At 72.9% G+C, this 24,900-nt stretch carries 25 protein-coding genes, 1 tRNA gene and 1 pseudogene; 22 read left to right on the top strand and 5 right to left on the bottom strand.

The annotated features are described in order from the left end of the window. Positions 1–49 precede the first annotated feature (49 nt). The 3 genes and pseudogenes from OG207_RS27020 to OG207_RS27030 all read left to right on the top strand — a co-directional run. Positions 50–730, top strand: a pseudogene (locus OG207_RS27020) (ABC transporter ATP-binding protein); the annotation flags it as partial. Between the two features lie 108 nt (positions 731–838). Beyond that, positions 839–1,501, top strand: coding sequence for a DUF1707 SHOCT-like domain-containing protein (locus OG207_RS27025; protein ID WP_329101645.1), 663 nt, complete (start codon positions 839–841; stop codon positions 1,499–1,501). Between the two features lie 996 nt (positions 1,502–2,497). Beyond that, the gene (locus tag OG207_RS27030) at positions 2,498–3,757 is read left to right on the top strand and encodes a DUF445 domain-containing protein (protein ID WP_329107914.1); all 1,260 of its coding nucleotides are present in this window, start codon (positions 2,498–2,500) and stop codon (positions 3,755–3,757) included. Here the strand turns inward: OG207_RS27030 and OG207_RS27035 are convergent. Beyond that, entirely contained in the window at positions 3,727–4,767 is a 1,041-nt protein-coding gene (locus OG207_RS27035; RefSeq protein WP_329101647.1) for a hypothetical protein, read from the bottom strand. The genes OG207_RS27030 and OG207_RS27035 overlap by 31 nt on opposite strands. Positions 4,768–4,800: 33 nt before the next feature. Beyond that, positions 4,801–5,337 carry a GNAT family N-acetyltransferase gene (locus OG207_RS27040; protein ID WP_329101649.1) on the bottom strand — a complete coding sequence of 179 codons (537 nt, stop codon included), beginning with the start codon at positions 5,335–5,337 and terminating at the stop codon, positions 4,801–4,803. A 185-nt stretch (positions 5,338–5,522) separates the two neighbouring features. Here OG207_RS27040 and OG207_RS27045 point away from each other — a divergent pair, with 185 nt between their 5' ends. After that, entirely contained in the window at positions 5,523–5,714 is a 192-nt protein-coding gene (locus OG207_RS27045; RefSeq protein ID WP_329101651.1) for a hypothetical protein, read from the top strand. A 48-nt stretch (positions 5,715–5,762) separates the two neighbouring features. Further along, the gene (locus tag OG207_RS27050; RefSeq protein WP_329107917.1) at positions 5,763–6,059 is read left to right on the top strand and encodes a hypothetical protein; all 297 of its coding nucleotides are present in this window, start codon (positions 5,763–5,765) and stop codon (positions 6,057–6,059) included. Between the two features lie 69 nt (positions 6,060–6,128). Here the strand turns inward: OG207_RS27050 and OG207_RS27055 are convergent, their stop codons facing one another. Continuing rightward, positions 6,129–7,124 (bottom strand): hypothetical protein, encoded by a 996-nt coding sequence (locus tag OG207_RS27055; protein WP_329101653.1) that lies wholly within the window; start codon positions 7,122–7,124, stop codon positions 6,129–6,131. A gap of 56 nt (positions 7,125–7,180) precedes the next feature. On the opposite strand from OG207_RS27055, the gene OG207_RS27060 reads away from it, so the two are divergent. The 4 genes from OG207_RS27060 (at position 7,181) to OG207_RS27075 (ending at position 10,338) form a co-directional block, all read left to right on the top strand. Then, on the top strand, positions 7,181–8,023 hold the full coding sequence (locus OG207_RS27060; protein ID WP_329101654.1) for a class E sortase: 843 nt from the start codon (positions 7,181–7,183) through the stop codon (positions 8,021–8,023). Positions 8,024–8,119: 96 nt separating this feature from the next. Beyond that, complete coding sequence (locus OG207_RS27065) at positions 8,120–8,488, top strand: DUF6412 domain-containing protein (protein ID WP_329101657.1); 369 nt, start codon at positions 8,120–8,122, stop codon at positions 8,486–8,488. A 114-nt stretch (positions 8,489–8,602) separates the two neighbouring features. Then, the gene (locus OG207_RS27070; RefSeq protein WP_329101659.1) at positions 8,603–9,358 is read left to right on the top strand and encodes a YidC/Oxa1 family membrane protein insertase; all 756 of its coding nucleotides are present in this window, start codon (positions 8,603–8,605) and stop codon (positions 9,356–9,358) included. Between the two features lie 122 nt (positions 9,359–9,480). After that, a complete protein-coding gene (locus OG207_RS27075; protein ID WP_329101661.1) occupies positions 9,481–10,338 on the top strand; it encodes a fumarylacetoacetate hydrolase family protein in 858 nt (285 codons plus the stop codon). 101 nt (positions 10,339–10,439) lie between these two features. On the opposite strand, the gene OG207_RS27080 is transcribed toward OG207_RS27075, so the two are convergent. Beyond that, a complete protein-coding gene (locus OG207_RS27080; protein WP_329101663.1) occupies positions 10,440–11,543 on the bottom strand; it encodes a Gfo/Idh/MocA family protein in 1,104 nt (367 codons plus the stop codon). Positions 11,544–11,632: 89 nt separating this feature from the next. On the opposite strand from OG207_RS27080, the gene OG207_RS27085 reads away from it, so the two are divergent. The 13 genes from OG207_RS27085 to OG207_RS27145 all read left to right on the top strand — a co-directional run bounded on the left by OG207_RS27085 (position 11,633) and on the right by OG207_RS27145 (position 24,673). Then, the gene (locus tag OG207_RS27085; RefSeq protein ID WP_443072740.1) at positions 11,633–12,799 is read left to right on the top strand and encodes an ROK family protein; all 1,167 of its coding nucleotides are present in this window, start codon (positions 11,633–11,635) and stop codon (positions 12,797–12,799) included. A gap of 200 nt (positions 12,800–12,999) precedes the next feature. Next, a complete protein-coding gene (locus OG207_RS27090) occupies positions 13,000–13,743 on the top strand; it encodes a hypothetical protein (protein ID WP_329101667.1) in 744 nt (247 codons plus the stop codon). A 196-nt stretch (positions 13,744–13,939) separates the two neighbouring features. Then, positions 13,940–14,704 (top strand): GntR family transcriptional regulator, encoded by a 765-nt coding sequence (locus tag OG207_RS27095; RefSeq protein WP_329101669.1) that lies wholly within the window; start codon positions 13,940–13,942, stop codon positions 14,702–14,704. A 148-nt stretch (positions 14,705–14,852) separates the two neighbouring features. Continuing rightward, a complete protein-coding gene (locus OG207_RS27100; RefSeq protein WP_329101671.1) occupies positions 14,853–15,980 on the top strand; it encodes a TIGR03364 family FAD-dependent oxidoreductase in 1,128 nt (375 codons plus the stop codon). Between the two features lie 5 nt (positions 15,981–15,985). Further along, positions 15,986–16,717: a phosphonatase-like hydrolase gene (locus OG207_RS27105; protein ID WP_329101673.1), complete on the top strand. Its 732-nt coding sequence runs from the start codon at positions 15,986–15,988 to the stop codon at positions 16,715–16,717. Continuing rightward, positions 16,714–17,763, top strand: coding sequence for an ABC transporter ATP-binding protein (locus OG207_RS27110; RefSeq protein WP_329101675.1), 1,050 nt, complete (start codon positions 16,714–16,716; stop codon positions 17,761–17,763). The genes OG207_RS27105 and OG207_RS27110 overlap by 4 nt, the downstream gene beginning before the upstream one ends. A 67-nt stretch (positions 17,764–17,830) precedes the next feature. Beyond that, complete coding sequence (locus OG207_RS27115) at positions 17,831–18,694, top strand: 2-aminoethylphosphonate ABC transporter permease subunit (protein WP_443072873.1); 864 nt, start codon at positions 17,831–17,833, stop codon at positions 18,692–18,694. Further along, positions 18,681–19,478: an ABC transporter permease gene (locus OG207_RS27120; protein ID WP_329101678.1), complete on the top strand. Its 798-nt coding sequence runs from the start codon at positions 18,681–18,683 to the stop codon at positions 19,476–19,478. The genes OG207_RS27115 and OG207_RS27120 overlap by 14 nt, the downstream gene beginning before the upstream one ends. A gap of 62 nt (positions 19,479–19,540) precedes the next feature. Next, positions 19,541–20,617 carry a 2-aminoethylphosphonate ABC transporter substrate-binding protein gene (locus OG207_RS27125; RefSeq protein ID WP_329101681.1) on the top strand — a complete coding sequence of 359 codons (1,077 nt, stop codon included), beginning with the start codon at positions 19,541–19,543 and terminating at the stop codon, positions 20,615–20,617. A 171-nt stretch (positions 20,618–20,788) separates the two neighbouring features. Continuing rightward, positions 20,789–22,309, top strand: coding sequence for an alkaline phosphatase family protein (locus OG207_RS27130; protein ID WP_329101683.1), 1,521 nt, complete (start codon positions 20,789–20,791; stop codon positions 22,307–22,309). A 112-nt stretch (positions 22,310–22,421) separates the two neighbouring features. Further along, entirely contained in the window at positions 22,422–23,201 is a 780-nt protein-coding gene (locus OG207_RS27135) for an HAD-IIA family hydrolase (RefSeq protein ID WP_329101685.1), read from the top strand. A 139-nt stretch (positions 23,202–23,340) separates the two neighbouring features. After that, the gene (locus tag OG207_RS27140) at positions 23,341–23,937 is read left to right on the top strand and encodes a hypothetical protein (RefSeq protein ID WP_329101687.1); all 597 of its coding nucleotides are present in this window, start codon (positions 23,341–23,343) and stop codon (positions 23,935–23,937) included. A 31-nt stretch (positions 23,938–23,968) separates the two neighbouring features. Then, the gene (locus OG207_RS27145) at positions 23,969–24,673 is read left to right on the top strand and encodes a class F sortase (protein WP_329101690.1); all 705 of its coding nucleotides are present in this window, start codon (positions 23,969–23,971) and stop codon (positions 24,671–24,673) included. Between the two features lie 68 nt (positions 24,674–24,741). On the opposite strand, the gene OG207_RS27150 is transcribed toward OG207_RS27145, so the two are convergent. After that, positions 24,742–24,815, bottom strand: a tRNA-Lys gene (locus OG207_RS27150). Between the last annotated feature and the right edge of the window lie 85 nt (positions 24,816–24,900).

Below are 24,900 nucleotides of genomic sequence, written 5' to 3' on the forward strand. Positions count from 1 at the left end.
GATCTCCTGTTACTCATTGTAACATTGATCACATCGTTTGAGATACTGCTGTGGGCAGCGCACGACGCTGTGGTGGGACCTCCCGCTGAAGGACTCGTACGGGCTGATGCGGCGGCTGTACCGGGTGCCGAGGGCGCGGTTCGAGGAGAACCTGGAGCGCTGCGTGGAGCGGCTCGACCTGGCCGATTTGTTGGACGTGCCGGTACGGCAGTTGTCGCTGGGGCAGCGGATGCGCGGGGACATCGCGGCGGCGCTGCTGCACGACCCGGAGGTGCTGTACCTGGACGAGCCGACGATCGGGCTCGACGTGGTGAGCAAGGCGAAGGTACGGGGTTTCCTGCGGCAGCTGAACGAGGAACTCGGCACGACCGTGCTCCTCACCACGCACGACCTCCAGGACATCGAGCAGCTGTGCGAGCGGGTGATGGTGATCGACCACGGGCGGTTGATGTACGACGGGCCGCTGGGCGGGCTGCACGAGGCGGGGTCGGCGGGGGAGAGCGAGCGGACGCTCGTGGTGGACCTGGAGCGGGAGCTCGCGCCGATCAGTGTGGCGGGGGCGCGGGTGGTGAAGGTGGAGGGGCCGCGGCAGTGGCTGGCGTTCCCGGCGGGGGCGTCGGCGGCGCCGCTGGTTGCGGCGGTTGCGGCGGACTACCCGCTGGTGGACCTGTCGGTACGTGAGCCGGACATCGAGGACGTGATCGCGCGGATGTACGCGGGACGCGGCTGACGCTTCCCGGAGTCCCCGCCCGCATCAGGGGAAAGCCGGGGAAGATCCGGGGCGATCTCAGGGGCTCGGCCATACAACTCCCCGACGAACCTGCATAGTCTGGTCCGCATGAGTGACGAGCGGCCGGAGAAGCCGTTGCCGGAGCTGAGGGCGTCGGACGCCGACCGGGACCGGGTGGTGGAGCGTCTGCGGGACGCCGTCGCCGAGGGCCGGCTGGACATGGAGGAGTTCGAGGAGCGGCTCGACGCGGCGTACAAGTCGCGGACGTACGCGGAACTGGAACCGCTGACGCGGGACCTGCCGGCGCCGGCCGGCGGGCCGGTGGGCGGGCCGGTGGCTGCGCCGACGGCGGCGGCCGAGCCCTGGACGGGCCGGATCGGCGGCGGAGGCAGCTCGGCGACGGCCGTCGCGGTCATGTCGGGCTTCCAGCGCAAGGGCCGGTGGACGGTGCCGGCGCGGTTCGACGCGGTGGCGTTCTGGGGCGGCGGGGAGCTGGACCTGCGCGAGGCGGACTTCGCACAGCGCGAGGTGGTGATCAACTGCGTCGCGATCATGGGCGGCATCGAGATCACGGTGCCGCCGGGGGTGGAACTGGACGTCCGGGGCTTCGGCTTCATGGGCGCCTTCGACCAGCGCGACAACCCGGGCCCGTTCGAGCCGGGCGCGCCGCGGGTGGTCGTGACGGGCTTCGCCTTCTGGGGCGGCGTGGAGATCAAGGTCAAGCAGCGCAAACGCCGCCTGGGCGGCCCGTCCCTCCGCAAGGAGCTGTAGCCCTTCGACTCCCGCCGGGGTCGCTGGGCGATGCTCGGCTCTGGCCGGTCGGTGGTGTCGGGGCTCGGCCCCGTCCCGTGCGCCTCAAGCGCCGGCGGGGCTGGGTGGTGTGGGGCGGTGCGGGGTCGCTGCGCGGTGCTTGGCTGTGGCTGGTCGGTGGTGTCGGGGCTCGGCCCCGTCCCCTGCGCCTCAAGCGCCGGCGGGGCTGGGTGGTGTGGGGCGGTGCGGGGTCGCTGCGCGGTGCTCGGCTGTGGCTGGTCGGTGGTGTCGGGGCTCGGCCCCGTCCCCTGCGCCTCAAGCGCCGGCGGGGCTGGGTGGTGTGGGGCGGTGCCCCGCCGGAGTGTCTCCTCGGCTCGCGCGGTACGGCATGTCGCGGTGGTGCTCGGGGGTGCGCGCTCGTCCTGCGGGGACACTCCGGCGTGTCCCCGCCCCACGGCAGGGCTCCGACAGTGCCCCGAAGCCGCCCCGACGCGTGGGGAGCGGGGACGGGGAGGGGTGTCCCCGCAGGACGAGCGCGCAACCACCGCGCACAGCCGAGACCTGCCCGCCTGGCGCGAGCCGAGGAGACACCCCTCCCCGGCCCCGCGCACCAGCCCACACCGGACCCGGATCCCGGCCCGCAGGCCGACCCGCACCAGCCCACACCGGACCCGGATCCCGGCCCGCAGGCCGACCCGCACCAGCCCACACCGGACCCGGATCCCGGCCCGCAGGCCGACCCCCACCGGCCCCGCGGGAGCGCCCCGCACCGACCCCGCGGGAGCGAACCGTAGGTCGACGCGGCCCGGCCGGAGGCCGAGGGGGCCGGGGGTACCCCGGGCCGTCACCGCCACCCCCGCGGGAGCGGACTGGCGTGGCGGGAACTCCTCGTCCCGCCCAGGAGTCGGATGCTATGCAGACAAAACCGGCGCCCCCGGGGGAAGGCAGGAGCACGTGGAGAACCGCAGCACCACCGGAGGTACCAGAACCGCACCACCGCCCACCCGTGGCGCGTTCGTGTTCAGCGCCGCCGATGAGGAGCGCCGCCGCGGGGTCCGCCGGATGAAGGCCACCGCGACCGGTCTGCTGATCCTGGTCGCGCTGGTCTACGTACTCGCCAAGTACGCCCAGCACGCCTGGGGCGCGGGCGGCTGGGCCGCGTACGTCGCCGCCGCGGCCGAGGCCGGCATGGTCGGCGCGCTCGCGGACTGGTTCGCCGTGACCGCCCTCTTCCGCCACCCGCTCGGCCTGCCCATCCCGCACACTGCGATCATCCCGACCAAGAAGGACCAGCTCGGCGTCACCCTGGGCGAGTTCGTCGGGGAGAACTTCCTCTCCGCCGACGTGGTCCGGGCCCGGCTCCACGCCCTCGGCATCGGCGGCCGGCTCGGTTCTTGGCTCGCCGAGCCCGTGCACGCCGACCGGGTCACGGCCGAGCTCGCGGCCGCCCTGCGCGGTGCGCTGACCGTGCTGCGCGACTCCGACGTGCAGGCCGTGGTGGGCGAGGCCATCACCCGGCGTGCCGAGACCGCCGAGATCGCGCCGGGCATCGGCAAGACCCTGGAGCGGGTCGTCGAGGACGGCGGCCACCGCCGCGCCGTCGACCTCGTCTGCGCCAAGGCGCACGACTGGCTCGTCACGCACGGGGCCTCGATCACGGACGCGGTCCAGGGCGGCGCTCCGGGATGGACCCCGCGGTTCGTGGACCGCAAGGTGGGCGAGCGCGTCTACAAGGAGCTGCTGCGCTTCGTCACGGAGATGCGGGACATGCCCGAGCATCCGGCGCGCGGGGCGGTGGACCGTTTCCTGGCGGACTTCGCGGCCGACCTCCAGTCGGACACGGAGACCCGCGCGAAGGTGGAGCGGCTCAAGTCCGAGATCCTGGCGCGCGACGAGGTCCAGGACGTCATCGCCTCCGCCTGGTCGGCGATCCGGTCGATGATCATCTCGGCGGCGGAGGACGAGCAGAGCGAGCTGCGCCTGCGGGTCCGTGCCTCGCTGATCTCCTTCGGTGCGCGCCTGGCCACCGACGGCCGCCTGCAGGCGAAGGTGGAGGGCTGGATCGAGGGCGCGGTCGTCTATGTCGTCACCACCTACCGGACCGAGATCACCTCGCTGATCACGGACACGGTGGCGGGCTGGGACGCCGAGCACACCTCCCGCAAGATCGAGGCCCACATCGGCCGTGACCTGCAGTTCATCCGGATCAACGGCACGGTGGTCGGCGCTCTGGCGGGCCTGCTGATCTATACGGTGTCCCGCGCCTTCGGGGCGTAGGACGGCGGGAGCGGCAGTTCCAGCTGGGCGTGCCCGCGGGCGGTGACCTGTGGGGGCGCGGGGCGGGCGGCGCCCAGTACGAGGAGGGCGCGCAGGGCGGCGATCACGTCCGCCGGCCTGTCGCGCAGGATGCCGGGGGTCGTACTGGCCACCAGGACTCCCCGGGACTCCAGGCGCAGCCGCCGGTGCAGGGTGGCTTGCCAGGCGTCGCGCGTGTAGTGGTACTCCGCGGAGTCGATCTCCAGGGCCACGCCCTCCCGGGGCCAGTACGCGTCCGGGCTGGCGAGGAAGGCTCCGCCCGGGTCGTGGAGGCGGGCGTTCCAGAGCGGGTCCGGGAGGTCGGTCGCCGCCAGGGCGTCGCGTGCGCGGCCCTCGGCGATCGAGCGGACCCCGGCGACCAGCTCCGCGGCCGCGGCCCGTACGGCGGGGCGGCTGCGGACGCGGCCCGCGCGCAGTTCGGCGTGCAGGTCGTGCGGGTGGCACCAGCCGCCCTGGACGACGTTGGCCAGTACGGAGCGCACCAGATCGGCATCGTCCGTACGGGACGCGAAGTCGGCGGCGGCCCGGATCGGGCGGGCGCTGGGGACGCCGCAGATGTGGAGGGTGGCGGGCCAGCGCGAGGTCGAGCGGGGCCGGGCCCGGCCGGTGGCGGCCGGCGAGCGCGGGGCGCGGACGAGGACGTCCAGCGGTTCGGGCGGGGCGTCGCGGACGCCCAGGAGGGCGAGGGCGGCGCCGCCGGTGAGCGCGGCGGTGGACCCGGAGAGCGGATCGGCCGCGGGGTGGGCGGCGTACAGGACGGCGGAGAGCGCCTGTTGCCTGGGGTCGGGCGGGCCGGTCTGCAGGAGGTACACCCGTGGCAGGAGCCGCTGCCAGGGACCTCCGCGGCGGCTGCGGCCGCTGATGGTGCCGGCCGGGATCCCGGCCTGTGTGAGCTGGTGGTGGGTGGCCATGTTGAGCTGCCGCTGGGCGAGGCGGGCGAGGCGGGCGGGCGGAGTGTTGTGGGCGATCATGCCCCGGTAGGCCCGGTGGTGCGCGCCCGATGCTCAGGCCGAGGGGTGGTTCGGGGCGAGGAAGACGACGACGCCGTTCTGTGTGTCGGGCAGGGGGGTGACCTCGTGCCAGCCGAGGCGCCGGTAGGTGGCGACGGTGTCGGTGGCCACCCGGGCGGTCAGCAGCCAGGCGCGGTCGTCGGGGGCGTCGGAGGTGATCTCGGCGAGGAGGGCGCGCCCCGTGCCGGTCCCGCGCGCGTGCGGGCGTACGGCGAGTTCGTCGATCTCCAGTGCGCCGACGAGGAGTTCGCGCACGCGCTGCCGGCCGAGCTGCGCGGAGACCTGCCCGTAGCCGCGGTCGCGGGGGAAGGCCTTGGGGGTCAGCCAGCCGGTGGCGAAGCCGTCGATGCCGGCGGGCGACTGCGCGAAGGCGGTACGGAATCCGGCGCGGCGGCTGTCGGCCTGGAGCCGGAGCGAGAACTGGCGAATGGTTTCTTCATCCTCGTTCCACGGGGGCGCGGAGAACACTTCGCTGTAGGCGTCGGCCAGTTCGTCCGATAGGTCCAGCACGGCCGGTCCGTAACAGATCACGTTTGCAGCTCCTTGGGCCGGCTTGGGCGACTTGGGTCGTATCGCCCGTGTAGGAGAGTGAATCTACGCCGGGGAGGTTCCACGGAGGGCACCTACGCGGATCCGGAGTGTGTGCGACAAATCCGACTTCCGTACGGCGGCCCGGATCGCCCGTATCGCCGCCCCGGGCCCGGCGTTGAACCCGTGTGTCCAGCTCTCTCCTGCGCAAAGCCCTGGTCGGCCTCGCCGCGTGCGCCGTGGCGTTCTTCATCACCCTGGGCGTCATCGCCGTCCTGCCCCGCGCCGTCCAGGACGCCGTCCCGCCCGGCGTCCTCGGCGGAGCCGTCGTGGTCCTGGGCGTGACGACCGCGCGCCGCTTCACCCGGCGCGCGCGTTAGCCTCGTCCGGAGACGTTCGAACGGCTGGAGGCCCCGACGATGGCGCAGATCGCGCAGATTCCCACCTCGGCACTAGCGGCGGCCGGCCTGGTCGGCGGCTACGCCACGGCCCGGTGGACCGGTGTACGCCCGCTCGGCGGCGTGGTCCTCGCGGCCGCCGGTACCCTCGCGGCCCGTGAATGGCGCCGCCGCACGACCCCGACGACGACGGCCCTCCTCGGCGCGGCCTACGTCGCCGCGTTCGCGGGATCGCATCCCCTGGCGAAGAAGATCGGCGCCTGGCCGGCGGTCTTCACGGCCGCCGCCGCGGTGGCCACGGCCTCCTACGCGGCGGCGGACCGCTGAGGACCGTTGCGTCATAGCCCCTGGTGGTTGGCCCCGGTGCTCAGCCCCCCTGTGCTGAGCACCCCGTGTTCAGCCCCCGTGGCACTCCGAATACGGCTTGCCCGACGTGCACCAGCAGGAGGCCGTGGGGGTCGGGGGCCAGGAGGTGGCCTTGCCGCGGGCCGCCAGGGTCGTGGCGTATTCGGCCAGGAGGGACGGGGAAGCCGGGGAAGTCTTCTCCGACGCGGCGAATGCCTCGTAGGAGGGGACGCTCGCCGTGACGATGCCGAGGTTCGTGGTGCCCGAGGCGGCCAGGGCGCGGAGGGACGTTTCGATCTCCCGCAGGTGGGCCTCGTGCGAGGGGTATTCGGAGGCGAGCGTCGGGTAGCTGGTCAGCAGCTCTGACAGTTCGCGCTGCGGCCAGTGCAGGATCGCCACCGGGAAGGGGCGGGAGAGCGCCGCGCGGCGGTCGCCCAGTTCGGCGCGCAGGCGGGCGATCTCGGCGCGCAGTTCGGCGGGGTCGTCGGAGCCCAGGGCCCAGATGCGCTTCGGGTCGTGGAGCTCGTCGAGGGGGATCGGTCCGATGTGGCGGGTGTCCGCGACCATGTCCCAGTCGTCGTGCGGGAGCCCGAGGAGGCGGCGTACGCGGTGGCGGCCCGTGAGGAGGGCGGTGGTGGCCGGGGTCAGCGGGTCGTCTTCGGCGATGAGGAGGGTGGCCGCCTCGGTGAAGCAGTCGTGCGAGGCCTCCAACTCGTCGTGGGCCTCCAGGGCTTCCGCGATGACCTCCCACGGCGCCGGGTCCTTGGGCGAGGCGGCACGGATGCCCGTGATGAGGGCGCGTGCCTCCGCCTCGTGGCCGTACTCCCAGAGGTTCGCCGCCTGGAGGGCCTTGATCAGGTGGGGGTCGGCGGGCGAGGAGGAGAGGAGTTGGTCGTACAGGGCACTCGCCCGGTCGCGTGCGTCGGCCAGTTCGAGGTGGGCCGCGGCCTGGAGGAGCAAGGGCTCCTGGTCCTCGGGGTAGCGGGTCGCCGTGCGGATGAGGCGCTCGGCTTCGGCGATGTGCTCGGCAGGCGTGTCGGGGCGCATGGTTCACACCGTACTGCCGCTGGTCAGTTGGCGGGGGAGGACTTAGGGTGCCGCCCGTGCGAGATCGCGTACCCGTGGTGGTGCAGGGGAGCGGCCGGCGGGAGCGCCGGGCCGGTCTCGCGGCGGTGTTGTGGGCGGGCGCCGAGCTGATCGTCACCGTGGGCGTGGTGGTCCTGTTGCTGGTGGTGCATCAGGTGTGGTGGACCAATCGGCAGGCGGCGGCCGGCGCGCAGGAGCAGGTCCAGGCACTGGAGCGGTCCTGGGGCGACGGTCCCGACCGTGGTTCCGGGGCCGGTGGTGGGGCCGAAGTGGGCGGCGGGGACGGGGCGGGCGTCGGTGGCGGTGGCGTTCCGGCGGCGGGGCCGGAGTCGAGCGGGCCGGCGGATCCGGGGGCGGCGGCCGCGGCGACCCGGGCCGGCAGGTCCGCCGGCGGGCCGGACGGGCCTGCCGGGCGGGACCGGGCGTACGCCGTGCTGCGGATCCCGCGCCTCGGGCTCGTCGTGCCCGTCGCGCAGGGCGTCGACAAGCGGGCCGTCCTGGACAAGGGCTACGCCGGTCAGTACCCGGGGACCGCCGGGCCGGGTGCGCAGGGGAACTTCGCTCTGGCCGGGCACCGGAACACGCACGGCGAGCCGTTCAGGTACGTCAACCGGTTGCGGGCGGGGGACGAACTGATCGTCGACGTGCGCGGGCGCCGGTTCACGTACGTGGTCGGGAAGGTCCTGGGCGAGACCACCGAGCGGGACACCGGAGTGATCGCGCCCGTGCCGCGCAGCGTGGTGAAACCGGACCAGGGGTACAGCGAGCCCGGGGCGTACATCACGCTCACCACCTGCACGCCCGAGTACAGCTCGAAGTACCGGCTGGTGGTCTGGGGGACCCTACTCAAGTCTTCCTGACCTTGATACTTGCGGCCGATGGATCTGCCGGTGGGCCCGGTTACCATCGATCTCGTACGGGAGTTCGTGCGCGGGAGTGGAGAGGGGGAGGTCCGTATGGCTCGGCAACGACGCGGCGGCCGCCTGCTGTCCTACGCCCTGTTCGCGCGGATCTCATGGGCCTCGCGGATCTCGCGGGCCCTTGCCCTGTTGCTCCCGCTCGTGCTGCTCGGGGGATTCCTCGGGCTGTTCGCCGGGGAGGGCGGGCTGGGCGCCGTGGTGGTCGCCCTCGCGGCCACCGTCGCCGTGGGCACCGCGGCTCTCGCCGCCGCCGCGCGGCTCGTGCGGCCCGTGCCGCCGCACCGAATACGCACCGCGATCCGTGATCGCGAGCAGCGCACGGCGTTCCTGCCGCAGCGTGATCCCGATGCCTCGGGCCGGTCGAGGCCCAGGGCGCCCGGCCGTCTCGTCCCGACGGCCGCGTAGGGGCGCGCAGTACTTCTCGCCTTCTGCTGACTGATCACTGTTGTCGCCCCTCGCGGGTCGTCACGCCGAAATGCATCTCTTTCGACGTTCGACGAGACCCTTCGGAGGGCCCGCGTGTCCGTTTTCACCCACCTTGTTGCTGAGCTGGGCCGGCTTTTGGAGCCGGTGTTGGCGCAGTCCGCGACCGCTGCCGCGATCGTGCTGTTCACCGTGCTCGTACGGCTCGCGCTGCACCCGTTGAGTCGGGCCGCCTTCCGGGGAGCGACTCCTGCGGCGGGGTGCCTGCCGATTCTGCTGCAGTTGCCGGTGTTCTTCGTGATGTACCAGGCGTTCTCCTCCACCGAGGTGGGCGGGAAGGCGAACGAGCTGCTTGGGCACCGGCTCTTCGCCGCGCCGCTGGGGGCCCGGTGGACCGATGCGCTGGGCGAGGGCGGCCCGTTCGGGGCGCAGGGGCTGGTGTTCCTCGGGCTGTTCGGGGCGATCGCGGTGGTGGCCGCCTGGAGCGCGGTGCGGGGGCGCCGGACGGCCGCCTCGGTCGCTGCGGCCGCCGCTGCGGCTGCCGCCGACCCGAAGAAGCCGGCCGGTCGGGTCGCCCCCAAGGGCGGAGCGAAGGCGGGGGTCACGTCGGGGGCCGGGGGCGGGGTCATGGCCGAGGTGAGCGCCGAGCAGCAGGAGGTCATGCGCAAGTTGGGCGGCGTACTGCCCCTGCTGTCGTTCGGGACGCTGATCACGGCTGCCGTGGTGCCGCTGGCCGCCGGGCTGTACCTGCTGACCACCACCGCGTGGTCGGTGGCGGAGCGTACCTGGCTCCAGTACCGCAAGGAGCGGGCGGAGCAGCTGACGGGTGGAGGCGAGCGTTCCAGTCTGTGAACAGGGTCTTGCGGATTGGGTGGCCATCTTGGAGGATCAACCAATCCTCCGATGGCCGCAACCCATCGGCCGGCCCTGGGCACGCCCCCGGGCCGACCACCCACGACCACGGGAGAATGCCCATGAAGCTGCTGCGTGTCGGACCCGCAGGGTCGGAGCGCCCCGCGCTGCTCGACCGGGACGGGACCCTGCGCGACCTGTCCGGCCTGATCACGGATGTGGACGGCGGCCTGCTCGCTGACGACTTCGTCCTGACCCGGGTACGGGACGCGGCCGAATCCGGCGAGCTTCCGGTCCTGAGCGGCGAAGGTCTGCGCATCGGCGCTCCGGTCGGCCGCATCGGCAAGGTCGTGGGCATCGGCCTGAACTACTTCGGGCACGCCGCCGAGATCGGCGCGGAGCCGCCGGCCGAGCCGATCCTGTTCCTGAAGGCCCCGGACACCGTGGTCGGCCCCGACGACACCGTGCTGATCCCGCGCGGCAGCGTGAAGACCGACTGGGAGGCCGAGCTCGGCGTCGTCATCGGCAGCACCGCCCGCTACCTGGACTCCGCCGTGCAGGGACTCGCGCACGTCGGCGGGTACGTGCTCGTCAACGACGTCTCGGAGCGCGAGTTCCAGATCGAGCGCGGCGGCACCTGGGACAAGGGCAAGAACTGCGAGACCTTCACCCCGCTCGGCCCCTGGCTGCTCACCGCCGACGAGGTGCCGAACCCGCAGGTCCTGGACGTGAAGCTGTGGGTCAACGGTGAGCTCAAGCAGAACGGCAACACCGCGGACCAGATCTTCCCGGTCGGCGAGGTCGTCCGGTACCTGAGCCACTTCATGACCTTGTACCCGGGCGACGTCATCGTCACCGGTACGCCGGGTGGCGTGGCCATGGGGCAGCCGGAGCCGAAGCCCTACCTGCGGGCCGGTGACGTGGTGGAGGTGGAGATCACGGGTCTCGGCCGGCAGTGCCAGGAGTTCAAGGGCGCGTAGTCGGTCACGGGTGCGGTCACGGTCACGGGGCGGGTCTGCCGCCGGCAGTCACGCCCCGCACCCGTGCCTTCGCCTGCTCCTCGTATCCGGGGCTTCGGCCGTCAGGCGGGATCGGACGCCACGGCCGGAAGCTCCACGATCACGCCCTCCTCGGACGACCGGCGGGCCGCCTCCAGTACGTCGAGGCAGTGCGCGGCCTCGATCGCCGTCACGGGCGCGGGCCCGCCCGTGCGCAGGGCGGTTGCGACCGCCGCGTAGTACGCCGGGTAGTCGCCCTGCTCGGTCGGGACCGGGATCCCGCCGCCGGTCAGCGGGGACTCGCCGGAACCGAGGAGTCCCCACAGGTGCGGGGGCTCCTCGCCCCAGGGCAGGTCCCCGTCCGGCCGCAGCCCCTCGCGCAGGGCGCCCTCCTGCGGGTCGAGGCCGTACTTCACGTAGCCGGCCCGGGAGCCTAGGACGCGGAACCGTGGTCCGAGCTGGGCGGTGGTCGCGCTGACGTAGAGGTGGGAGCGGACTCCGTTCGCGTGCGTGACCGCGATGAAGGTGTCGTCGTCGGTCTCGGCGCCCGGGCGGCGAGAGTCGGCCTCCGCGTAGACCCGTACGGCCGGGCCGAACAGCACCAGCGCCTGGTCCACGACGTGACTGCCGAGGTCGTACAGCAAGCCGCCGATCTCCTCGGGGGCGCCCGACTCGCGCCAGCCGCCCTTCAGCTGCGGGCGCCAGCGCTCGAAACGGGATTCGAAGCGCTGTACTTCGCCGAGTTCGCCGCCGGCGATGAGGCGGCGCACGGTGAGGAAGTCGTTGTCCCAGCGGCGGTTCTGGAAGACGGAGAGGAAGGTACCGCTTCGGTCCGCGAGGGCGGCGAGCGCGCGGGCCTCGGCGGCGGTGGCGGCGAGCGGCTTGTCCACGACCACCGGGAGGCCGGCTTCGAGTGCGGTGGTGGCGAGCGGGACGTGCGTCCGGTTGGGGGAAGCGATCACGACCAGGTCGAGGTCCCGGTCCCACAACTCGGCGGCGGTGGCGGCGATGCGCACGCCGGGGAACTCCGCGCGGGCACGGGCCTGTCGGGCCGGGTCGGAGGTGACGACGGAGTCGAGGGCGAGCCCGTCCGTGGCGGCCACGAGGGGGGCGTGGAAGACGGAGCCGGCGAGTCCGTAGCCGATGAGGCCGACGCGGAGGGGGGTGGTAGGGGCGGAGGTGCTCATGGGGACCACTTTGGCGACACTGTTGTCAAAGTGCAAGGAGGGTGGACAATGGGCGGGTGAACAGGGGTAGCGGGGAGAGCCGTGGCGGGGTGAACCTGCCTGCACTGCGCGGGTACAACGAGGCACTGCTGTTGGATCTGCTGCGCGGCGCCGGCCCGGCGGGCCTGGGTCGCGCCGAACTCGCCGCCCGTACGGGGCTCACCCCGCAGGCCGTCAGCAAGATCACGGCCCGACTCTGGGCGGACGGGTTGATCGCGGAGGCCGGACGCGCCGCGTCCACCGGCGGCAAGCCGCGCACCCTGCTCCAGCTGGTGCCGCACGTACGTCACGCCGTCGGAGTGCAGCTGGACCGTGACGAGCTCCGGGCGGTACGGGTGGACCTGGCGGGCCGCGTCGTCGCCGAGAGCGGTGGCCCGCTGGACTTCGGGCTCGGCCCGGAGGCGGCGGTGGAGGCGATCGTACGGGCGGTCGCGAGGGTCGCGGACCCGGCCGGGCTGCCGCTCCTGGGCGTCGGGGTGGCCGCACCGGGGCCGCTCGACCACCGGGCCGGGTCGATGGGGCGGGTGACGGGGTTTCCGAGCTGGAAGGGCTTCCCGCTGCGGGGGGTGTTGGAGGGGCTGCTGGGCCTGCCGGTGCTCCTGGACAAGGACACGAACGCCGGTGCGGCCGCGGCCGCCGGGGCGTGGCTCCGGGTCGCCTGGCCGGACGCGGACGCGGACGCGGATGTGGCTGCCCAGGCGGGCGTGCAGGCGGACGTCGGGCGTGGGGCGGACGTCGGGCCGGATGCAGCTGCGTATGCCGGCGGCGGATCCCCCACCTGCGTGTACCTGCACGTCGGGACCGGGATCGGAGCGGGACTGTGGTTGGGCGGCGGGGTCTACCGGGGGGCCCGCTCGGCGGCGGGGGAGTTCGGCCACCAGGTGCTCCTGCTGGACGGCCCGCCGTGCCGGTGCGGGGCGCGGGGCTGCATGGAGGTGCTGTGCCTGGGGGCGGTGGCCCGGGGTGATCTCGCCGAGGCGGCACGGATCCTGGGCGAGGGGGCGGCCAATTTGGTCGCGCTGCTGGACGTGGACCGGGTGCTGCTCGGCGGGCGCGTGGTGGCGGCGGCGCCGGAGGTCTTCGTGGCCGGGGTCGGGGCCGTCCTCGCGGCCCGCGCGTTGGATCCGGCCCGCCCGGTGGTCGCCCTGGCGGGAGCCGGTGTGGCGGAGGGCGCGGCGGAGCTGGCGCTGGCGCCACTGTTCGGGCGCGCGGGCTGAAACGGCGGGGCTCCCCCGGGTCCCGTACCTCGAAGGGCGGTGAGGCACTTGACCTCATCCGCCATCCAGGCGTAAACCGGAGCAACTCGGGCGCGGCTCCCCGTGGGGGATCGCGCGGGGGTGGCAGGGTGCGGGCAGGGTCGGGGTGATTGTCACCTCGTCCGATCATCGTCCCGTCCGGCGAGCAGCGAAGGTCTTCCATGCGACTGCGCAAAGCCCTTGCCCTCACCGCCGCCCTCTCCGCTGCCCTGGTCGCCGCCACCGCGCCCACCGCCGGAGCCGATATCGGCGCGGGCGGCGGACGCCCTGCACCCGCACTGCCCTCGCGCACGCTGGCCACCTGCGGCGACGGGAAGAGCAGCGCCTTCCCCATCGGGGCGCGGATCCGCGGAGGTCCGGCCGTGTACCGCACCGGTGCCGGGCTGCAGACCTGGTACCTGGACCTGACCAACACCACCAACTCCGAGTGCACGGCCATCCACCCGATCGTCGTCTTCGCGGACAAGGCCCACACCCTGCGCCCCGCGCACCTGCGCATGGAGTTCGATGCCCCGGGCGGCACCTTCCCCGTCAGTCTGGAGAGCAGCGACCGCGACGAGATCATCGCCGTTTTCGACGGCGGCGACGCCTTTCCGGGCTTCGCGGTGGGCCCCGGCGGTTCCCTCACCGTCAAGGTGGGCCTCTCCTTCGCCCCCGACGCGCCCGTCGGCGAGGTCGTCGCCGACGCCGCCCTCGTTCAGCGCAAGGGGGACGACGGCGACTGGATCGGCGAGGCGGGCGGCTACCGGTTCTCGGTCGAGGGGCCGGAGGATCCCGTCGAAGCGGGCTCCCTCGCCCACACCGGCCCGCGCGATTGGGTGTACGGCACGGGCGCAGTGGCCGCGCTCGCCACCGGTGGCGGCCTCCTGCTGGGGGCCCGCCGACTGCGCCGTTCCGCACGCTGAACCGCCCGTCGGCCGTTCCGCCCGTCGGCCGTTCCGCGCGCTGAACCGTCCGCCAGTCTTCCGGCGGGCGTCCGCAGGCGGCTCGTCGAGCGTCCGTGAGCCGTCCGCGAGCCGTCCGGGACCGTCCGTGAGCCGCCCGCGCTTCGCCCGTGCCCCGTCACCTCGCGGCGCCGGCCGCCCCGCATAGAGTCCCACCGTGGAAGAACAGACCCAGCGGCACCGCCCCGGCTCACCCGTGCGTTCCGGCATTCCCGAGCACGGTCGCATCCCCAAGTACTACGCCGTCAAGGCCCGGATCGCCGAGCTCCTCGACGAGCTCGGCGAGGGCGGCGCACTGCCCACCGAGCGCGATCTCGCCGAGCGGTACGAGGTGTCCCGCGAGACCGTCCGCCAGGCCCTGCGCGAGCTGCTGCTGGAGGGCCGGCTGCGCCGTTCCGGCCGCGGGACCGTCGCCGCCGGACCCAAGTTGGAACAGCCGCTGTCCCTCGCCAGCTACACCGAGGGCGTGCGCCGCCAGGGCCGCCGTCCGGGCCGTCACCTCATCGGCCTGGAGCAGTTTCCCTGCCCGCCCAACGTCGCTCCCGGCATCGGGGCCGAGCCCGGGGAGCCCGTCTGGCACCTGGAGCGCGTCCTGCTCGCCGACGACGAGCGCGTCGGCCTGGAGAGCACGTACATCAGGGTGGCCCGGGCCCCCCGCCTGGACAGCGACTTCCAGCCCGACTCCTCCTTCTACGGGTACCTCCGCGACAGCCTCGGCATCTCCTTCGGCGAGGCCGACGAGAAGCTGGAGACGGTCCTGGCGACCCCGCGCGAAGCCCTGCTGATCGGCACCCCGCCCGCCCTGCCCATGCTGCTCATCCACCGCTTCTCGCGGGACCAGGACGGCCGGCCGCTGGAGCGGGTGCGTTCGCTCTACCGTGGTGACCGGTTCAGCTTCACGACCCGACTGCGCGCCGAATAGCCCAGGATCCATCGGTGCGTACCGGGCAGAAAGGGACGCATTGATGTCACGAGAAGATAACGGGTCTAGTCCAAGCGTCGAGGGTTGTTCACCGGGCGGTTGCCGGACCGATCCTCCCGGGTCACGGACCCGACCCACCGTTGGCGGCGTGAGAGTCATAGTCGTCGGAGGCGGCGTGGTCGGCACCATGCACGCCTGGCAAGCAGTCGAACGCGGCCACGAGGTCGTCCAGATCGAGCGAGAGACGGAGGCCCGCGGCGCGTCCCTGCGCAATTTCGGCCAGATCTGGGTCAGCGGACGGGCCGGGGGAGAGGAGCTGGACACCGCCCTGCGGGCCCGCGAGCTCTGGGAGCGCATCGGCGCGGAGGTGCCCGGCCTGGGCTTCCGCGCCAACGGTTCCCTCACCCCCGTCCGCACCCCCCGCGAACTCGCGGTCGCCGAGGCGGCCCTGGCCCGCCCGGACGCCGCCGCCCGCGGCTACAAGCTGCTCACCGCGGCCGAGGCGCGGGAGGTCAACCCGGCCCTGCGCGGCGCGTTCGAGGCGGCCCTGTGGTGCGAGCGGGACGCGGCCGTCGAGCCGCGCACCGCGCAACTCCACCTCCGGGAGGCCCTGCGCACCCGCGCCGCCGGCCGCTACGCCTTCCTCGCCGGTCGCGAGGTCCGCGAAGTGGTCGGCCCCGCAGCCGTCCGCGACGACCACGGCGACGTCCACCGCGCCGACGCGGTGGTCCTGGCCACCGGGGCCTGGCTGTCCGGCCTGGTCCGCGAACTGGTCCCCGACCTGCCCGTGCGCCGCGTCCGCCTCCAAATGATGCAGACCGACCCGCTCGGCGAGTCGTTGCCCACCTCGGTGGCGGACGCCGACAGCTTCCGCTACTACCCCGCCTACGAGTCCCCCGCCCTCGACGCGCTCAACGCCGAGCAGGAGCAGGCGCCGATCGCCGCCGAACACAAGATGCAGCTGCTGATGGTCCAGCGCTGGGACGGCGGACTGACCATCGGCGACACCCACGAGTACGAGCACCCCTTCGCCTTCGACACCCTCGAAGACCCCTACGAGCACGTCGCCGCCGTGGCCGGATCCTTCCTCGGCCGCCCGCTGCCGAGGATCCGCCACCGCTGGGCGGGCGTGTACGCGCAGTGCACGGACACCACCCGCGTCGTCCACCGCCAGCAGGTGGCCGACGGCGTCTGGCTGGTGACCGGACCCGGCGGGCGCGGCATGACCTGCTCGCCCGCCATAGCCGAGACCACCGCGAACGAACTGGGCTGGTAAGTCAGATGAGCGACAGCAACCGCGACAGCAGCACCACGCACGGAACCGACGGCACCCGCCGCAAGCTGGTCGTCCTCGACATGGCCGGCACCACCGTCGCCGACGGAGGACTCGTCGAGCGAGCCTTCGAGCAGGCCGCCGAGCGGCTCGGCGTCCGGCCCGGGACCCCCGACCACGCCGAGAAGCTCCAGTACGTCCTCGACACCATGGGCGAGTCCAAGATCTCGGTCTTCCGCCACCTCTTCGGCACGGAGGAACTCGCCCGCCGCGCCAACTCCGCCTTCGAGGAGGCCTACGGCGCCCTCGTCGACGGCGGTCTCGTCACCCCGCTCCCCGGCGCCCGCGCCGCGATCGAGCAGCTCCGCGCCGACGGCCGCACCGTCGTCCTGACCACCGGCTTCGCCCGGGTCACCCAGGACGCCATCCTCGACGCCCTCGGCTGGCAGGACCTCGCCGACTTCACCCTCTGCCCCGCCGACGCGGGCGGCCGCGGCCGCCCGTACCCGGACATGGTGCTGACCGCGTTCCTGCGCACCGGAGCCGTGGCCGACGTGCGCGACGTCGTGGTCGCGGGCGACACCGCCTACGACGTGCTCAGCGGCCGACGCGCCGGCGCCGGGACCGTGGCGGGCGTCCTCACCGGAGCCCACGACCGCGCGGCGCTGACGGAACACGGCGCGACCCACGTCCTGGCCTCCGTCGCCGAACTTCCCTCGCTGCTACTGGAGTCGCCGTGAGCGGCATCCGTTTCGACGGGGTCAGCGTCGCCTACGGCGGCAACACCGTCCTGGACTGCCTCGACCTGACCGTCGAACCGGGCGAGGTGATGGCCCTGCTCGGCCCCTCCGGCTCCGGCAAGACCACGGCCCTGCGCGCCGTCGCCGGATTCGTACGACCCGTTGCGGGGCGGGTGTTGATCGGCGGCCGGGACGTCACCGCGCTCCCGCCGCACCAGCGCGGCATCGGCATGGTCGTCCAGCAGTACGCGCTCTTCCCGCACATGCGGGTCGAGGACAACGTCGCCTTCGGCCTCAGGGCCCAGAAGGCCCCCAGGGCCGAGATCCCCGGCCGGGTCGCCGAAGCCCTCGAACTCACCGGCATGGCCGCCTACGCGCGGCGCTACCCCCGCGAGCTCTCCGGCGGCCAGCAACAGCGCGTGGCCATCGCCCGCGCCCTCGCCATCCGCCCCGGGGTGCTCCTGCTCGACGAGCCGCTGTCCGCCCTCGACGCGCAGCTGCGCTCCGGGATGCTCACCGAGCTGGCCCGGCTGCACCGCGAACTGCCCGACGTATCGATTCTGTACGTCACCCACGACCAGGTGGAGGCACTCACCCTGGCCGACCGGATCGCCGTCATGGACCGGGCCCGGCTGCAGGACTGCGGGACCCCCCAGGAGCTGTACCGGGCCCCGCGCACCGCGTTCACCGCCTCGTTCGTCGGCAACGCGAACCTGTTGCCGGTCACCGTGGCCGAGGGGGGCGCACTGTTCGCCGGGTACCCCCTGGCCCTGGACCGCGGCCGCGCGGCGCCGGGCTCGACGGCCACCCTGTGCGTACGGCCGCACCTGCTCGGCCTCGGCACCGGCCCCAACGCGCTGAGCGGGACGATCACCGAGGTGCAGTGGCGCGGCTCGACGCACCGGCTGTACGTGGACGTCGGCGGGCACCGCGTGAAGGCGGACCTCCCCGAGCTGCGGGAGACGCCCGCGCTGGGGGACCGGGTCACGCTGCACTTCGAGCCGCGGGACGCGGTGCTGTTGGGGGCGGGGGTGTCCCGTGCGTGACGCCTCGCGGCGAGCCGAACCCCCACGGGGCTCCGCCCCGGACCCCGCGCCTCAATCGCCGGCGGGGCTGGATGGTGCGACGGCTGGGCTGGATGGTGCGCCGGCAGGGGTGAGGGTGCCGCGCGGCGTGTGGGCCCTGCCGCCCGTGGTCGTGCTCGCGCTGGTTTTCCTGTACCCGCTCGCGCTGGTCGTCCAGCAGTCCCTCAGCCCCGAGAACGGCGGCGGCGCCTTCGACGCGTACGCCTCCGTCTTCGCCTCGCAGGGCTTCCGCGAGGCCCTCGGGACGACCGTCTGGCTGGCCGTCGGCGCGACCGCCGGCTGCCTCGTACTCGGCTTCGTGCTCGCGCTGATCATCGCCTTCGTGCCCTTCCCCGGGGCCCGTGGCGTCGCCAAGTTCATCGATGTCTTCCTCTCCTTCCCCTCCTTCCTCATCACCCTCGCCCTCCTCTTCGTCTACGGCACGGTCGGCATGGCCAACGGCCTCGTCACCGATCTCACCGGCGCCGCCGAGGGTCCCTTCCGCTTCCTCACCACGCCCTGGGGCGTCCTGCTCGCGGAGATCACGTACTTCACGCCCTTCGTGATGCGCCCGCTGCTCGCCGCCTTCTCCCAGCTGGACACCGCCCAGCTGGAGGTCGCCGCCGGCCTCGGCGCCCGGCCCGCCCGGATCGTCCGGCAGGTGATCCTGCCCGAGGCCCTCCCGGCCCTCGCCGCGGGCGGCAGCCTCGTCCTGGTCATGTGCCTGAACGAGTTCGGCATCGTCCTGTTCACCGGCGCCAAGGACGTCACGACCCTCCCGATGCTCATCTACGGCAAGGCCATCCTCGAATCCGACTACGCGGCCGCCTGCGTGGTCGCCGTCGTCAACATCGCGATATCCGTCGGCCTGTTCGGCCTCTACCGGAAGGTGGGCAAGCGTGCTGGTGCATAGCAAGAGCGGCCGATGGGCCGCCTGGGGCCTCTTCGGCCTCCTCTTCCTGCCGCTGTTCGCGCTGCCCCTGCTCGTCGTGGTCGGGGCCTCCTTCGCCACCCACTGGTCCGGGGCCCTCCCGTCCGGACCGACCACCGAGAACTACGCGGCCGCCGTGCGCGGCGAGTCCCTCCGGGCCCTGACCACCAGCCTGGTCACCGCCCTCGCCGCCAGCCTCCTCGCGCTCACCGTCGGCACCTGGGCCGCGCTCGCCGCGGCCACGCTGAACAAGCGCGGGAAACGTTTCCTGGACGCGCTGTTCGTGCTGCCCGTCGCCGTGCCGTCGGTGGTCGTCGGCCTCGCCGTGCTCGTCGCCTTCAGCCGGCCCCCGGTCCTGCTCAACGGCACCAGCACGATCGTCGTCCTGGCGCACACGATCCTCGTCACGGCATTCGCCCACCAGTCGGTTTCGGCGGCGATCGTACGGCTCGACCCGGCGTACGAGCAGGCCGCCGCCTCCCTGGGCGCCCGTCCCGCGTACGTCCTGTGGCGGGTCAAACTCCCCCTCCTGCTGCCGTCCCTCACCGCGGCGGCCGGCCTCTGCTTCGCCCTGTCCATGGGCGAGCTGAGCGCCACGATGATGCTCTACCCGCCGGACTGGACGCCCCTCCCGGTCCGCATCTTCACCGCCACCGACCGCGGTTCGCTCTACGGCGGCTCCGCCGTCGCCGTGGTCCTGATGGCCACCACCCTGCTGGTCCTCCTGCTCGTGTCCCGCGTCCGCACCAGGGCCTCCTACCGCTGAACCGCCCTCCCCTGCGATTCCCCTTCCCCGTACCCGACTCCCCTTCTCCGTAAGGAAGTTCCATGACAGGCAAGAGACTCCTGCGCACCGCCACCGTCGTCACCGGCAGCCTCGCCCTCGCCTCCTCCCTCACCGCCTGCGGAGCCGGCTCCTCCGCCGCCGACTCCGAGGGCGGCGAGAAGGTCGTCACCGTCTACAGCGCCGACGGCCTCAAGAGCGAGAAGGGCGACGGCTGGTACGACAAGGTCTTCGCCGACTTCACCAAGAAGACCGGCATCGAGGTCAAGTACGTCGAGGGCGGGTCCGGCGAGATGGTGCAGCGCGCCGTCCGCGAGAAGACCAACACCCAAGCCGACGTACTGATCACCCTGCCGCCCTTCATCCAGCAGGCCGACGGCAAGGGCCTGCTGCAGTCCTACAAGCCGCAGGGTTCCGAGAAGGTCAACGGCGCGGACAAGGCCGCCGACGGCAAGTGGACCTCGGTCGTCAACAACTACTTCGGCTTCGTCTACAACAAGAAGGAACTCGCCGAGGCCCCCAAGACCTGGGAGGAGCTGCTGGAAGCCCGGTACAAGGGCAAGTTGCAGTATTCCACCCCGGGCGTCGCGGGCGATGGCACCGCCGTGCTCATCAAGTCGATGCACGACTTCGGCGGTAAGGACGCGGCGATGGACTACCTGAAGAAGCTCCAGGCCAACAACGTCGGCCCGTCCTCCTCCACCAGCAAGCTGGCGCCCAAGACCGACAAGGGCGAGCTGCTCGTGGCCAACGGTGACGTCCAGATGAACTTCGCGCAGTCCAAGTCCATGCCGAACCTGGGCATCTGGTTCCCGGCGAAGGAGGGCGGCAAGCCCACCAGCTTCGCCCTGCCGTACGCGGCCGGCCTCGTCAACGGGGCCCCGCACACCGAGAACGGCAAGAAGCTCCTCGATTTCCTGCTCAGCGAGGAGGCCCAGCAGCTGGTCAGCGGGGTTGGCGGCGGCTTCCCGGCGCGCACCGACGTCAAGCCGACCGACGCCAACGCCATCGAACTCACCAAGCTCATGACGGGCGTGGAGATCTTCGAGCCGAACTGGTCCGACATCGACGAGAACCTCACCGGCTACGTCGACGCGTGGAAGTCGGCAACCGGAAGCTGACCGGTTACTCCCTGGCCACCCCCGACCGTCAGAGTGACCTTTGCCTGGGGGTCCCCCCGGACGAAGTCTGGGGGATAGGTCTGGACCGAGGACCGCACCTTCGGTCCGGACCCGGTGCACGTCGAAACTCCCCCGCTCCTTTCGCCGCTCACTTGCTCCCAGGAGGAGTACGTGTCCCCTGCCCTGCCCGGACGTCGTGCCGTTGCCGCGACCGCCGTCACCTCCGCCCTGATCGCTGCCGCCGCCCTGGCCACCCCCGCCGGCGCCGCCGCGGCGGCCAACACCGACAAGGTGCTCGTCATCGGCATCGACGGCGCGGTCCTGGACCGCGTCAAGGTCGCCAACGCACCCCACCTGAACGGCCTGATGGCGCAAGGGCTGACGGCCCGCAGCACCCTCTACGCGAGCCCGATGGCCGCCACCTCTTCGGGACCCGGCTGGTCCACCATCGCCACCGGGGTGTGGCCCGACAAGCACGGCGTGAAGGACAACTCCTTCACCGGCAAGAACTACGCCGCCCACCCGGACTTCCTGACCCGCATCGAGAACGCCAAGCCGGCCCTCAACACATACGCGGCCGCCGACTGGGAGCCCATCACCTCCACCGACCAGAACGGCCCGATCTTCTCCTCGAAGGTCGACAAGCGCCTTTCCCTCAAGGGCGACCGCGACGGCTACCGCACCGAGGACCCGAAGATCGCCGCGGCCGCGGCCGCCGAACTGCAGGGCCAGAACCCGGACGCCGCCTTCGTCTACCTCGGCGAGATCGACGCGGCCGGCCACTCCTACGGCGCGGCCAGCCAGCAGTACCTCGACACCATCGCCCGCGTCGACACCCTGGTCGGCCAGCTCCTCACCGCCGTCAAGAACCGCCCGACCTACGCCCAGGAGAACTGGAAGATCCTGGTCACCACCGACCACGGCCACACCGACTCCGGCGGTCACGGCGGGTCGACCATCCAGGAGCGCGGCACCTTCGTCATCGCCAAGGGCGCCGGTATCCCGGCCGGCTCCGTACGCGCCGACGTGCGACTGGCCGACGTCGCCGCCACCGCGCTCGCCCAGGTCGGCGTCAGCGGCTCCGGCCTCGACGGCGTCCCGCTGAACGCCCCGGACGACGACCCCTTCGACACCCTGCGCCCGAACCTCCGGGCCAGGGTGGACGAGACGGGCATCCCGGCCGGGGTGAAGGGCTTCACGCACACCCCGCCCGCCGGCTGGTCCGTCGACAACTCCAAGATGGGCACGGGCGGCGTCACCGAGTGGGCCGGCTGGGCCTTCGCGACCGACGAGTTCTGGAGCCAGTCGCAGCGCGACCAGTGGCGCGAGCTGAACGTCCGCTCCCGAGACGTCTTCGCCGTCGCCGACTCCGACGAGTGGGACGACAAGAGTCACACCGGCACCTTCGACTCCACCCTCTCCACCCCCAAGTGGGCGGTCAGCGGCGGCAGCAAGCGGAATCTGACCTTCCAGACGCACTACCGCCACGAGGCCGGCCAGACCGCCCAGGTCCTGGTCTCCTACAACGGCGGCGCCCCGACCGTGGTGAAGACCTACGCCGCCGACGCGGTCGCCGGGTCCGAGTCCCTCGCCCTCCAGGTCCCGGCCGGCGCCACCGACGTGCAGGTCCGCTTCCGCTACAGCGGCAACAACAACTGGTTCTGGACCGTCGACAACGTCCGCCTGGGCTGACCGCTCCCCGGTCCCCGGTCCGGGCCGTGGACAGCAGGAACGTCCGCGGCCCGGCCCCGATAGGGTGGTAGAGACCAGAGGTCGCAGGTCACCGAGAGCGGAGAACAGTCCAGTGGCAGAGCGCAAGCCGATCGAATCCTGGCTCACCGACATGGACGGGGTCCTCATCCACGAGGGCACCCCGATCCCCGGCGCCGATGCCTTCATCAAGCGGCTGCGCGAGTCCGGCAAGCCCTTCCTGGTGCTGACCAACAACTCGATCTACACCCCCCGCGACCTCCAGGCCCGCCTGAGCCGCATGGGGCTGCAGGTTCCCGTCGAGAACATCTGGACCTCGGCGCTGGCCACCGCGAAGTTCCTCGACGACCAGCGTCCGGGCGGTACGGCGTACGTCATCGGCGAGGCGGGCCTGACCACCGCCCTCCACGACATCGGCTACATCCTGACCGACCACGAGCCCGACTACGTGGTCCTCGGCGAGACCCGGACGTACAGCTTCGAGGCGATGACGAAGGCGGTCCGCCTGATCAACGCGGGCGCGCGCTTCATCTGCACCAACCCCGACGAGACCGGCCCCTCCACCGAGGGCCCGCTCCCGGCCACCGGCGCCGTCGCCGCGCTGATCACCAAGGCGACCGGCAAGAAGCCGTACTTCGCGGGCAAGCCGAACCCGCTGATGATGCGCACCGGCCTGAACGCCATCGGCGCGCACTCGGAGACCAGCGCGATGATCGGCGACCGGATGGACACCGACGTGCTGGCCGGTCTGGAGGCGGGCATGCAGACCTTCCTCGTCCTCACCGGCCTGACGACCGAACAGGACACCGAGAAGTTCCCGTTCCGCCCGACCAAGACGGTCGCCTCGATCGCGGACCTGGTCGACCTGATCTGACGCGGGTACGCGGGTACGCGGTGTCGGCGTACGGCCGAACGGGCGTACCGCGTTTGGGGCGTGCGGCCGACACGTACGGCGCCGCTCCGGATGCGCGGTGGCGCGCCGCGCGTGAATCTCCTTGTCGAGGAGGTTCACCATGCGCAGTGTTCCGATCGCTGTCCGCACCACCGCGATGGCCATCGCCCTGGCGGCATTCTCGGCGGTGACCGCGCCGATCGCCCTCGCGGGCGAGGAGGACCGCGGTGACCGCGGCGATCGCGGCAGCGTCACGGTCGACCCGAATCCGGCTCACCCCGGAGCGCAGGTCAAGCTGCGCGTCCAGGGCTGTGACGGCACCCGCGGAGCGGCCAAGTCCGCCGCCTTCGTGTCGGACGTCGACCTCTACGGCCGCGACGGCGGCCGTAGCCCGCTCTACGGCGACGCGATGATCCGCTCGCACGTTTCGCCCGGCTGGCACTCCGTCCGGGTGACGTGCGACGGGCACGACAGGGTCAGCGGCTCCGTCCAGATCTCCGAGTACCGTCCGTCCCACCACGCCTCGCCCGTCTGGCCGGTGCACGCGGGCGGCGGCGGCATGTCCGCCGAGCTCGCGGCGGAGTCGGCCAAGAAGGCCCACGGCGCCGACGGGCCGGGGCTGCCGCACACGGTGATCGGCGCGGTCCTCGCCGCGGTCGCCACCCTGGCCGTCGCGGGCCGGGCGCTGGCCCTGCGCCGCCGCCGCAGCGGCGAGTGAGGCCGGTGCCGGTGGGCGCCGGTGGGCGCCGGTGAACGAGTACGACGCGTACGACGCGGGCAACGCGGGCAACGAGGACAAGGCCTCCGCCGGCGGCCGGCTGCTGACCTTCGCCGCCTGGGCGGTACTGGTGCTCGGCCTGTGGCTGTGGGGCCGCCAGCTCACCGTGGCGCCGCCCCCGCCCGCCGGTCAGGCCGGCGGGACGGTCGGTCCGGGGCTGCCGGCCGCGCACGCCCCGCTCGCCGCGGCCCCGCCCCAGCGCGTCGACGTGCCCTCCATAGGCATCCAGGCCCCGGTGATCAGCCGGGACCTGGACAAGGACGGGGCGATCGAGCCGCCCCCGTACGACCAGCCGGGCACGGTGGGCTGGTGGGGCCGGGGCACCCAGCCGGGGATGGCCGGGACGGCGCTGATGGTGGGGCACGTGGACACCCGGTCCAAGCCGGCGGTGTTCTACGGTCTGAGCTCCGCGCAGCCGGGCGACAAGGTGCGGGTGGTGCGGACGGACGGTTCGGTCGCCGAGTTCACGATCGAGGACGTACGGGTCTACGAGCGCGCGGCCTTCGACGCGCACAAGGCCTACGGCCCGCGGGTCCGGGGCCGCGCGGAGCTGAGGCTGCTGACCTGCGGGGGCTCGTACGACAAGGTGGCCAAGGAGTACACGGCGAACGTGGTGGTCTCCGCCTACCTGACGGGCGTGGGCGCCCGCCCGGGCGCACCGGGAACCGCGGCCTGAGCGGCCGTGCCGCCGGCGGAGAACGAAGAAGCCCCCGCAGCTTTCGCTGCGGGGGCTTCTCCCGTCTGTGCGCCGCCAGGGACTCGAACCCCGGACCCGCTGATTAAGAGTCAGCTGCTCTAACCAACTGAGCTAGCGGCGCTTGCTGACAGGGAAAACTCTACCCCACCTCCAGGGGTGTCCGTGACCAGCCACGCCCGCCTTGTCCGATTAACCCATGTTTGAGG

Origin of the sequence: Streptomyces sp. NBC_01439, from assembly GCF_036227605.1 — a bacterium.
In the GTDB taxonomy this organism is placed as follows: Bacteria; Actinomycetota; Actinomycetes; order Streptomycetales; family Streptomycetaceae; genus Streptomyces.

What these genes read in the sequence shown, in the direction of transcription:
- OG207_RS27025 (WP_329101645.1), top strand. Translation starts at nt 839, where the DNA reads ATGAGTGACGAGCGGCCGGAGAAGCCGTTGCCGGAGCTGAGGGCGTCG.
- OG207_RS27035 (WP_329101647.1), bottom strand. Translation starts at nt 4,767, where the DNA reads ATGATCGCCCACAACACTCCGCCCGCCCGCCTCGCCCGCCTCGCCCAG.
- OG207_RS27055 (WP_329101653.1), bottom strand. Translation starts at nt 7,124, where the DNA reads ATGCGCCCCGACACGCCTGCCGAGCACATCGCCGAAGCCGAGCGCCTC.
- OG207_RS27065 (WP_329101657.1), top strand. Translation starts at nt 8,120, where the DNA reads ATGGCTCGGCAACGACGCGGCGGCCGCCTGCTGTCCTACGCCCTGTTC.
- OG207_RS27075 (WP_329101661.1), top strand. Translation starts at nt 9,481, where the DNA reads ATGAAGCTGCTGCGTGTCGGACCCGCAGGGTCGGAGCGCCCCGCGCTG.
- OG207_RS27080 (WP_329101663.1), bottom strand. Translation starts at nt 11,543, where the DNA reads ATGAGCACCTCCGCCCCTACCACCCCCCTCCGCGTCGGCCTCATCGGC.
- OG207_RS27090 (WP_329101667.1), top strand. Translation starts at nt 13,000, where the DNA reads ATGCGACTGCGCAAAGCCCTTGCCCTCACCGCCGCCCTCTCCGCTGCC.
- OG207_RS27105 (WP_329101673.1), top strand. Translation starts at nt 15,986, where the DNA reads ATGAGCGACAGCAACCGCGACAGCAGCACCACGCACGGAACCGACGGC.
- OG207_RS27125 (WP_329101681.1), top strand. Translation starts at nt 19,541, where the DNA reads ATGACAGGCAAGAGACTCCTGCGCACCGCCACCGTCGTCACCGGCAGC.
- OG207_RS27140 (WP_329101687.1), top strand. Translation starts at nt 23,341, where the DNA reads ATGCGCAGTGTTCCGATCGCTGTCCGCACCACCGCGATGGCCATCGCC.